Genomic DNA, 9,508 nt, shown 5'->3' with positions numbered 1-9,508 from the left:
TTGATGGGATGCACCTACGCCCGGATCGAACACCGGCAAGCCGTCGTCGGACTGATCAATGAGTACCACCGAGCCAGCTGATCGTCCGGCAAAGCCGCAGCTCATAGGCTGTGAAGCCATTCTGAAGCGGTACGGGTGGAGCGAGCTACTGGCGCACCCGGAGATTACCCACCAGAGTCCAGAGGCTGGTCAGGGTCCCCCGTCACCACGCCCTGCGGCTCGCCGTTGACCGTTACGGCCGGATCGGCCTCCACCACACGCACAGACGTGTCGATCGGTGCGGGGCGGACGCTGGCTGATTCAGCTGCTGAGAGGTGACGGACGTTGGAGGAGCCGTTTGCGGGGCGGACGGTATGGGCCAAGAGGCGGGTCAGTTCATCGGCGAGGCCGTGCCGCAGTGGGGGCCGTCGGGGCCGAAGGAATCGATCTCGCGCTCGACGAGCTGCTTGCTGGTGGCGGCGCGGGTGGCGGTGAAGCGCAGAATGCCGCTCTCATCGTAGCGGAACTTGATCTCGATCCTGTTCCGGCGGATGTCCTGTTCGCGGGTCGGAAGATCCACCTCGATGTTGGACAGGGGGAAGGCACGGTCGCTGTCTGCGGAGTAGCCGACCTCGCCCTCGATCACCGGCAAGGAAGCACCCGGCGTGTCCGGGTAGAAGTTGGCCGAGCCCTCCGCCGGAAGCGTGGCATTGCGTCGGATGATGGCGCGGAAGCCCTTCCCTTCGCCCGCGCTCCCAGCCGTGCCCAGGTCGTAGCTGGTGACCAAGGAGAAGTCTTTGTCGTCGCCGAGTTCGCCGTCGAGGGAGGCCGCATAGATGGCTGCGCCTCGGGCGACGGCGGTCATGGGCCGACACAGGCCGCTGTCGACGATGCGATCGTGGCCGAGGAGCTCGCCCAGGGCATGACGCGCCTGGGGGATCTGCGAGGTACCGCCGATCATCAGGACGGAGTCAATGCCGTCCGAGGAGATGGCCAGGTCTACCAGGGCCTGCTGGACCGGCTCCAAGGGGCGGGTGATGAGCGGGGTGACCGCCTCGGTCTATTCGGCCGCGGTGATCCTGACCTCACGCCTCGAGACCGAGGGGGCGAGGCCGATCGGGAGATCGAATAAGAGCGCGCCATCCATCGGCACGGAGGACAGGGCGATCTTCGTCAGCTCGACCGACCGGCGCCACCGGCGTCGTTCTGCTTTGGTGAGCTGGTCCGCGGTCAGGCCGATCTTCTGCTGTATCAGCTTGGCCAGCGCGTTGTCGAACTCCAGGCTTCCGAGGGCAGTGATGCCGCGGGAGGTCTGCTCTTCGAAGAGGCCATCGTCGTATTCGAGGACGGTGACGTCGATGGTGCCGCCGCCCCAGTCGAAGACGAGGAAACGGCCGGGGATCGGGACGTCGCGGGCGTACGAGATCGCAGCCGCGGTGGGCTCGTTGAGCAGGGCCCGGACCCTCACTCCGCCGCGCGCTGCCGCGGCACGGGTGCGTTAGCGCGCGCCGCCCGTGGCATTGGCGGGGACGGTGACAACCGCGTCGGACAGGTCGAGCAGCTGGGCGGAGACGCCTTCCTTCATGCGGCTGAAGAGGGAGGCGGCCGCGACCGTGCTGCGGAATTTCTCCGAGCCGACCCAGACGTGGTGTTCTTCAAGCTGGGCTGCGACCCCGAGGCCGTCGATGTCGCCGTCCTTCAGTTCCGCTGCGTCGCGGTCATCGGCGTCACCGAGGACGCGCTGCCGTTCCCGAAGGCGGTCACACCGCCCGAGGTGGACTCCAAGCAGCACGAGACGGACATGCTGTCGGAGCGCTGCCTGCTGTTCGTCGCCTGCACAAGGGCCCGCGACAGCCTGTACGTCTCCTGGTCGGGCAAGCCCAGTCCGTTTTTGGTGGAGGCAGGAGTGTAGAGCGAGTTCCTCACTGTCTGGTTCTGCCGGCATGGGTCAGGCAGACTCTTCGTCAGAGATTCGTGTCCCGCACAGGACACGGACACGGAACAAGGCGATCGCCACCCGTGGCGCCTCCGCCGCCGGCGCTGACGTGGCGCACCGTCGCGACCGGAGTGGCAGGGCGGGGCACGGTGGAGTTCGCGCGGCAAGGGGGCCGATCGTGAGTACTCAGGAAACGCACTTCCAGGGTGCAGAGATCTTGCAGAGCACACGTACTCATGTCCGCTGGACCTTGCAGAAGCTTTCCGCACCGATTTCGTTCTCGTGCCATCAATGCGGCAGGGCAACCAAGGACACGGTGGTCGCCATCAAGACCACGAGTGCGGGCAGGAAACTCGCCCACTGCGCGGACTGCCACCTTCTTAGACTCACCAACGTGGCCAGTACGCATGAGCCTCATGCCCCGGTCGTCGGCACTGCCTCGGCTCCTGACGGTGCAGAAGGTGCAGCGACCTCCAGGCTCGACCAGACGGTACTGATCCGGCAAGCGGACCCGGGTCAACCCCATGACGTAGTCGAGACGGCCTCCGAACTGCAGTGGACGTTCGTGATCCGCCGACATCACGTGGAGCACGGGCAGTGTCCGCTCCCCTCGCAGGCCGCACGTCGGATCCGGACGGCCAAAGTCGTGCACCTTGACCACGGCCGCGGCTTCCCGACAGTGTTACTGGATTCGCTCCGCAAGAAGGTCACCAAAGAGCACCTCCGAGGGATCCGGTGGCCGCGCGCGGAACTCATGCCCGGCACGCGGATCACGGCCAAACTGGACCGCAGCCGGCTGCGTCTGTCTCTCACCCCACTGGAACGTCCCGTCTTCATCGGGGAGAAGCGGTTCTCTTACGCGTACGACCCCCGGATCATCGCCCGTGAACTCCCGATGAGCCTGGCCCACAGCCCAGCGGGCATCGGTGTCTCGCTCGATGTGCTGGTGCAGGAGACAATCCGCAAACTCGGCTATCTCGACGAGGCGGGCAGCGCGCTTCTGCCGGTGGAGAACCTGATCCGCGGCGTTCGAAGCCGTGACATGTCCCACCAGTACTCGAGCGACGCGATCCGCGCTTCGGTGAACGGGCTCATCAACCGAAGCCGGCTCACCTGGGAAACAGGAAGCTGTGCGGCCGACGGCGTTCTTCACTTTCCGGCCCGTCCGGGCGAGAGAACGGTCCGCCTCGTCTGCTACACGCCCTTCGTACTGCCCGAGCCGAAGAAGCAGCGGGTCGTACACCTGCCGAGCGCCTCTTCACAGCACGGCGTCGCGGGGCACCTGATGAAGATCGGGCACCTGGGCAAGCAGGCCAGCGTTACGGCCCAGGCCGCGTACGCCGAAGCTCACCGCAGCGCCAGCCTTACAGGGACTCATCAGCTGCCGAAAGGGCACACCTACGTCAAACCTCACAAGCGCGGAGGCCTGACGTAGGTAGGCGAATGGAGGGGCCGTTCACTACCGAATGCTCTGCAACAACCGTCCCGTTGCAGTGACGGTCCAGAAGTTCCATCCGTTCCGATTCGGATTGACGTGCGGGTTCAGGGCGTGGACCACGGCGACCGCCGCCCCGCTGGGAGTCTCGTACTCGCCTCGTCCCGGATCGGAGGGGATCCTCACGACGCGCGATAGGGGATCGTAGTAGGCGTCGACGCGCTGGCCTTCGTAGACCGCGTGGATCTCGACACCGCGCTTCGTGCGAAGTTCTTGGACCTCCGCCCCGACGAGCGTGGGTGCGGTCGGGCCCTCCACGATCAGCTGCTCGTCGGCAGGCAGCTCGTCGGTGTCCCGGGGGATGACCTGTGCGTGGTAGCGGGGAAGACCGAGCAACTCGTTGAGGACGTTGGCCAGCAGACTCCGGCGTGCGGCCAGGAAGTCGGGGAAGCGGTCCAGGGACCGCAGCTCCGGATCGCCGGGGATCCACTGTTCGGCCAAGCGCTCCGGCGCGATCCCCGCCATGTAGTCGACGGGCAGCCCGGAGGAGATCATCTTGTTCGTCTGACCGGTGACGAAGGCAAGGTTGGCGAGGCTGTTCCACTCCTCCTTCGCGTATGTCCCCTGGACTCGGGCGCGCGGGAACACGTGATGGAATTCGATCTTGGCGCCGCTGTTCATCGGCTGGTCGCTGATGGCGATGTTGGTCGCCCAGTCCCGCGCCGTGCCCCGCAACGCGGCGATGTAGAGCAGTTTGAAGAAGGGATGCGTGGAGTACTTCTGCTCCAGATCCCTCGGGTGGAGGGCGCTGTCCCGGGACCGGGTGCCGGAGGCCCGGCGAATGAGTTCGACGAACAGGCCCTCTCCCTCACGCGATTTGATCAGCCTTGCCTCCGCGTCGAGTTTGCCCTCGACCTGCAGCGAGTAGTGACTAAACGCCATCGCCGTGTACACCCAGCGACGCAGTAGCTGAGCCTCCCCCGGACGCAGCTTGCCGTCCCGGTGGTGCAGCAGCAGGGCGGGCACGATGGTGACGTTCGGTGACGAGAGGACCTCGGACCGGGGGATCGCGCACTCGCCCTTCAGGAAGTCGATGGCGAAGCGCAGCGCCCTCTCGGTGGCGTGCCAGGCCTCCTTCAGCGCGGCTTCGTCCATGTCCGCCCCGATGAGCTTGATGTGATGGGCGCCGGTCCCTGCGAGGAGGCTCGTGAGACGCAGGACGGCTTCCCTGTTCAGGGCGAAGTTGCTGTCCTGCAGCTCCTGGTGGAAGGCGTCCATAGTGTCCAGGCCGTCGGACCACCGCGCCGCGATGGCGCTGTAGACGAGGTCACCCTTGGACAGCCTTCGACCGCCCTTGTTCAACCGGGCGAAAAGTTCAGCGACTTCCTCGTAGTCGTCGGACTCGTAGGTGATGACGGCGATCTCCTGCTTGCGGATGTCGTGCACCTTCTGCAAGCGCTGCATCCATGCGCCGAACTGCGGGGCGGAGTAATCGATCCCGGCCGCTTTGAGCACCTCGTGGTACTGCACGTTCTCCTGCAGCAAGGTGGAAACACGGAACAGGAGCGGGTCCTTGCTTTGGATCGCGCTCGGGTTGACGAACTCCTCGGTGCGCACATCGAAACGCAGGTCGATAAGCCGGCCGTCCGCCTTTGACTCCGGCCGGTACACCCAGGCCAGGGAGGTCAACCGCTGTTGCCCGTCCAGGAGGTAGAGAGGCTGGTGCGCCGACTTGTCGGCCTGGACGACGGCAGCCGTCTTGAAGGGGACGGTCAGATTGGTCTTCCACAACAGCAGGGCACCGACGGGGTAGCCCCGGTAGAGGGAATCGAAGAGATCGCGTACGTCGGGCCTCATCCAGACGAAGTCGCGCTGGATGGAGGGGATGACGACCTTGCCCTGCAGCAGGTCCTCGATTTGAGAAGCGATCTTTTGGTTTGCCAGCCCCATGCTGCCCCCAGCCTGTGTGTGCTCCGCCACACACACGCTATCAACTGCCGAGGAGGGCCAACTGCGGCTGAGCGTAACCACCTTGGCTTGCCAGGTTCGTCGCGTACCCCGCTCGGCCCTGCACGGTTTCGGGCCACGCGTCCGCGCGGCGGAGATGGAGGAGGCTGAACTCGACGACCGGGTCGAGCAGGTGCGTGAGTTGGCGGACGGCGGTGCCGCGTACGAGGAGATCGGTACCTGTGCGCGGTCATAGTGACTTGCGAGAAAGCCAAGGACCGCTCGATCGCGGCCGGGGTCCCCGCAAGCCGGGTGGTCCACGCGGGAGTCACCCGGCACCGACGACGCAGTCAACGCGGGTACGTGCACCCTTTTTAGGGCTCGAGTACCGCTACACCGCCGTCGTCAGCGTCAACGACCGTGCCCTGCCGAATCCTTCGGCCGCCACCCCGCAGAAGCTCGACCGGCCCCAGCACGAGGCCGCCCTCGCCGCGGAAGCTGCATGCTGTTCGCCGCCTGATGAACCCCTGAGCCCCGGCTGTAGCCACGGACTCCTCACCAGGTGCCCGGCAATCGACACCCTGCCGACGCGAAAGACGGTCCTCGGCCCAGGTTGCCGACCCCGTCATCGGCCCCACGCCGTTCGAAATGCCGGTGAGTCACATGACTCGACCGGTAATTCGTGAACATTTCGGGACGATCTACCTACCGACTCGCTCACGCCCGCGTCGTCTTGGCCGGCGCTCATCCGGACGACGACCCCACGCCCCAACCCGCCGCGCACCCCCTGGCCAACCGCTGGCTGTCCCTGTCTGCCCTGACCACCTTGATGGCGGTCGACGACCGAGACCGGCGCTTCCGCTGCGCCGCACCGAGCGCCGAGATGCAACGTGCCGGTTAGGAGTCAGTGGGTGGGTGTCAGTCACAGTGGTCCGACCGCGTGTGACCAGGTTGCGGAGCCACCGCAGCAAGCTCTCCGGGCCGTGCTTCGTCTCCAGGTCGGCCGCGACGCGGCCAGCCATGTCGCCGTCGGCGACGCAGTCGGCCATGGTGCCGCTGGGGTCGCGTACGGTGCCGTCCTCGGTGGGCTGCGTGATGTCCGCGCGCCATTGCTTGAGGGCTTCGGCGAGCTGAGTGATCTCGTCGGTCCAGTCGGCGCAGGCGACGTACTCGGGGGCGGCGCCGTGTAGCAGGGAGTGGTAGCCGTCGAGGGTGGCGGTGCCGTCGTCGAGGTCGTCGTAGGTGCCCCCACGGACGACCACCAGGGCATCCAGCCCCACAAAGTTGGCACGCAGAGCGCCGCAAGCCAACCCGGTGAGCCCTCCGACCCGCCCCAGGCGCGACCGCTGCCGACCGAGCGGGTCGAGCCTCCGCCTCGTGAGTGACACACCTCCGCCGCGCTCCGCCCCCTGAAAACCCCACATGCCTGCGCCACGCCTACCAGCCGTCGCACAGGCATGTCCTGTTTCCGCAGATGAGAGGCGCAGCACTCGGACCGCCACCGCATCAACCCCTCACCGAGCCGATCACGAGGCCCGAAGGCCCAGAAACGACGAAATACCGGCGAGTAACATGACTCGACCGGTAAGTCGTGAACGCTACGGGACGATCTCGTGAACGTCCCCTGTGTGTCCCAAACGGGACTCATCTTGAACCCTGCGCTGGTCCGGTACATCCGCGAACGCGCAGGCCAGACGTAGGAACCTCGGCCAGGGCCACACGGCCCGGCCACGCTCCGGCACCTTCACCGGTGCCGGAGCAACCCAACATCTAAACGAGACCACAGCATGAAACCACCTACAGAAACAGGAGGTGATCTTCGAAGCGGCCCGCAGCCAGCGACCAGCCCGAGGTTCCCCCGTAACCGCATCCTCATCGGCGATGTGCGAGACCGGCTTGCAGAGCTACCCGCATCGTCCGTCGACACCATCATCACGAGCCCGCCGTACTTCGGAGTACGCAACTACGGCCACGACCAGCAGCTCGGCGCAGAACCCGACGTCGACGGTTGGGTCAGGAGTCTTCGCGACACGGCCCGCGAGTTTGCTCGCATCCTGCGCCCCACCGGATCGCTCTGGCTGAACCTGGGCGACAGCTACGCCCGCCGCCCCACCGAAGGCGCACCCGTTAAGAGTCTGCTGCTCGGCCCATCCCGCGTGGCGCTGGCCCTCATCCGCGACGGCTGGGTGCTCCGCAACCAAGTGATCTGGGCAAAGTCCAACCCCATGCCATCTTCGGTCGGCGACCGCCTGACGACCACGCACGAGCTGATCTACTTCTTCACCCGCTCACGCTCGTACTACTTCAACCTTGACGCCATCCGCCGCCCCCTCGTCACGACGAAGGCCCAGGCCTCTCGCGAGACGGCACGCGTCTACCCACCGCCAAGCGCCGGCGCGGCCAGCCGACCCGGCTGGAAGCTCAACGACAACCGCGGACTGGGACGACTCAAGACGTCCGGTATCGCGGGACATCCACTCGGCAAGAACCCCGGCGACGTTTGGACACTACCGACAGCTGGATTCCGTGGCGGTCACTTCGCCGCATACCCAGCCAGCCTCGTCGAGCGCCCCCTGCTTGCAACGACGCCGGAACTCGTCTGCTCTGTCTGCGGCGCTCCGTGGCAGCGCGAGTTAAAGCGTCGCCACGGCCGATTGCTCGCCGTGGGCACGTTGCAGCCAAGCTGCACACACGAAGCCGAAGGTGTGCCCGGCGTCGTGCTCGACCCATTTATGGGCACCGGCACCACAGCGCTCGTTGCCGAGAAGCATGGCCGCGACTGGCTCGGTATTGAGCTGAACCCCAGCTACGCCGACATGGCACGGCAGCGCATCGAGGCGCAGCGGCGAAAGCTCAGAACCTGACACCTCCTCGGTGTCATGCGGCCGTCGTCGTCATCCGAAGTCGGATGGCCGGTCGCACAGCATTGAGGAGGTTCCCATGGCGGGAACGAACGGCGGCGTGAAGACCCTCGGCATCAAGGTGCCGGACGCCCTGCACGCCCAGTTCACTCTGGTCGCGCAGCTCGACAACATCTCGCTCGGTGATGCTGCCCTGCGTGCGGTTGAGCTGTACGTCAACACCAAGAAGGCTGAGCCCGACTTCGCTGCTCGGGCACAGGCTGCGCTCGAAGCGATCGAGCGCGAGGCCGCCGCACGTCGCGGCGGCCTCGAGGGGCTGTTCGGAGATGCCACCCCGGCAGCCGAAAATGCCGAGGCCGACGACAAGGGTCAGGCTCGGCGTCGAGGTGCGTCTAGCAAGTAGGGACCACCTCTAATCGGAGCGGAGCGGCGGCCATGGTGCCGCCCTCCGTTCCACACCCTCCACATCAGACCGTGCTCCCCACTGCGGGCAATCGGCCTGGTGCGGAACCGGACCCGCCCACCAGGCAAAAGCCCACAGGGTCCAGAAGCGAGCGGACATGCTGACCGCCATCGTGATCCCAGCTGACCCGGCAGAACCGGCGCGACTGGAACAGCTCGACAAGCGCGACGTACACGCCTTCCAAGCTCTCGTCGGCGGCCACCTCCAGGTTCTCGACCTGGAACGGCCGGCCGCGACCATGTACCTCAACGACGAAGGCAAGCTCGACGGATTGCCGTTCAACCCGAGGGCTACGGCCTTACTCTGGGCGCACAACCCGGATCTTCGCAACGAGGACGTGATCGCTGGGGATGCCTTCATCCTCGGCGTGCCTGACCATCGCGGCGACGACACCACAGCACCCAAGGAGCTGATCGACCTTGCGTTCCACACCAAGCGCTACCGCGTCCTGGTGCAGAACGACGGCGACGAGAAGTTCTACGGACACCTGCGGCCGTTCGACTCGTGGTTCGAGGCGTACGGCTTCGGCGTCCATCTGGTGCGGGTGTTCAGCCAGCTCCAGGACGTACAGATCGTCGCCGAGCCCGACGACGAGCGCACCAAGCTCATCGAGGAGTGGGTGCGCATAGGTACGGAGACCCCGGCCATCGCGGCGGCGACCGACCCGCCGTTCACCACCGACAGCTTCACGGAGTGCTTCACCATCGAGGAGCTGGAGGAGCGCATCACGCAAGCGTCGTGGGGAATCGGCTCGGCGTTCTTCCACCTCGATCTGTGCTTCATTCAGCAGGCCGAGGGCGGTGACGAGTGGTTGACCATCCGCCACGGCATCGCGTTCGAGAGCATCACGGCGTTGCCGCGCATCGAACGCGGTGAGTTCGCTTCAC

General features: G+C 66.1%; 5 protein-coding genes and 2 pseudogenes. 5 read left to right on the top strand and 2 right to left on the bottom strand.

Going from position 1 to position 9,508, the window contains the following annotated elements; genetic code table 11:
- Positions 1-370 precede the first annotated feature (370 nt).
- A pseudogene (locus tag ACFRAC_RS36230) lies at positions 371-1,462 on the bottom strand (Hsp70 family protein); the annotation flags it as partial.
- A gap of 213 nt (positions 1,463-1,675) precedes the next feature.
- On the opposite strand from ACFRAC_RS36230, the pseudogene ACFRAC_RS36225 reads away from it, so the two are divergent.
- Positions 1,676-1,891, top strand: a pseudogene (locus ACFRAC_RS36225) (3'-5' exonuclease); the annotation flags it as partial.
- A gap of 202 nt (positions 1,892-2,093) precedes the next feature.
- Complete coding sequence (locus ACFRAC_RS36220) at positions 2,094-3,350, top strand: hypothetical protein (RefSeq protein ID WP_382939475.1); 1,257 nt, start codon at positions 2,094-2,096, stop codon at positions 3,348-3,350.
- 24 nt (positions 3,351-3,374) lie between these two features.
- Here the strand turns inward: ACFRAC_RS36220 and ACFRAC_RS36215 are convergent, their stop codons facing one another.
- Complete coding sequence (locus ACFRAC_RS36215) at positions 3,375-5,300, bottom strand: DUF262 domain-containing protein (protein ID WP_382939473.1); 1,926 nt, start codon at positions 5,298-5,300, stop codon at positions 3,375-3,377.
- A gap of 1,880 nt (positions 5,301-7,180) precedes the next feature.
- Here ACFRAC_RS36215 and ACFRAC_RS36210 point away from each other — a divergent pair.
- The 3 genes from ACFRAC_RS36210 to ACFRAC_RS36200 form a co-directional block, all read left to right on the top strand.
- Positions 7,181-8,161 (top strand): DNA-methyltransferase, encoded by a 981-nt coding sequence (locus tag ACFRAC_RS36210; RefSeq protein WP_382939468.1) that lies wholly within the window; start codon positions 7,181-7,183, stop codon positions 8,159-8,161.
- Positions 8,162-8,237: 76 nt separating this feature from the next.
- On the top strand, positions 8,238-8,561 hold the full coding sequence (locus ACFRAC_RS36205) for a hypothetical protein (protein ID WP_382939463.1): 324 nt from the start codon (positions 8,238-8,240) through the stop codon (positions 8,559-8,561).
- Between the two features lie 157 nt (positions 8,562-8,718).
- A partial coding sequence (locus ACFRAC_RS36200) for a DUF3846 domain-containing protein (protein WP_382939459.1) occupies positions 8,719-9,508 on the top strand: 790 nt, incomplete at its 3' end.

The sequence above is a fragment of the Streptomyces sp. NPDC056628 genome (assembly GCF_042792555.1).
Lineage (GTDB): Bacteria > Actinomycetota > Actinomycetes > Streptomycetales > Streptomycetaceae > Streptomyces.
The sequence above is the reverse complement of the archived record's forward strand: the minus strand, read 5'-3'. Positions and strand labels throughout refer to the sequence as shown.

Bases quoted from the DNA above. Each gene is read 5' to 3' on its own strand.
- ACFRAC_RS36215 (WP_382939473.1), bottom strand. From the start codon at position 5,300: ATGGGGCTGGCAAACCAAAAGATCGCTTCTCAAATCGAGGACCTGCTG.
- ACFRAC_RS36205 (WP_382939463.1), top strand. From the start codon at position 8,238: ATGGCGGGAACGAACGGCGGCGTGAAGACCCTCGGCATCAAGGTGCCG.